Here is a 615-nt window from a genome sequence, read left to right on the forward strand (position 1 = left end):
TACTGCGGTGAATACGTTCCCGGGCCTTGTACACACCGCCCGTCACACCACGAAAGTCATTCACACCCGAAGCCGGTGAGGTAACCGCAAGGAGCCAGCCGTCGAAGGTGGGGGCGATGATTGGGGTGAAGTCGTAACAAGGTAGCCGTATCGGAAGGTGCGGCTGGATCACCTCCTTTCTAGGGATAAGCAGGGAGCCGCATGTGAAGGAGTGCAACGCACGACGCACACATGCGAGCGAGTCACTTATGCCGGATATGACTGATAGTATATGTTGAAAGACATATAGTATGAGCGCAGATCCGGCGAAGTAGAGATACAGTAAGGGACTCAACCCAATCACTTAGGTCGGCATTCTGGAACAATCAATTTTGCATTGTTTAGTTTTGAGAGGCCATGTGCTTCTCTCATCTGGAATGAATCAGATGAAGCTCGTACCTTGACAACTGCATAGAAAAGTATTGAAGAAAGTACCTCTTTTTTTGTAAGAAAAAAGGGAGTACCTTAACGAACCGAAGAAACTCTAATATATACAAGGTGAAGACAGCAGGAGCCGCAAGGTGAGAGCTGATCTTAAAAAGACGTAAGTCAAGTAAGTAAGGGCATACGGCGGAT

1 rRNA gene is annotated in these 615 nt (G+C 48.0%); it reads left to right on the forward strand.

What is annotated here, in order from left to right:
* A 16S ribosomal RNA gene (locus AB840_RS15575) occupies positions 1-179 on the forward strand; the annotation flags it as partial.
* Between the last annotated feature and the right edge of the window lie 436 nt (positions 180-615).

The sequence above is a fragment of the Megasphaera cerevisiae DSM 20462 genome, from assembly GCF_001045675.1.
GTDB classification, from domain to species: Bacteria; Bacillota; Negativicutes; order Veillonellales; family Megasphaeraceae; genus Megasphaera; species Megasphaera cerevisiae.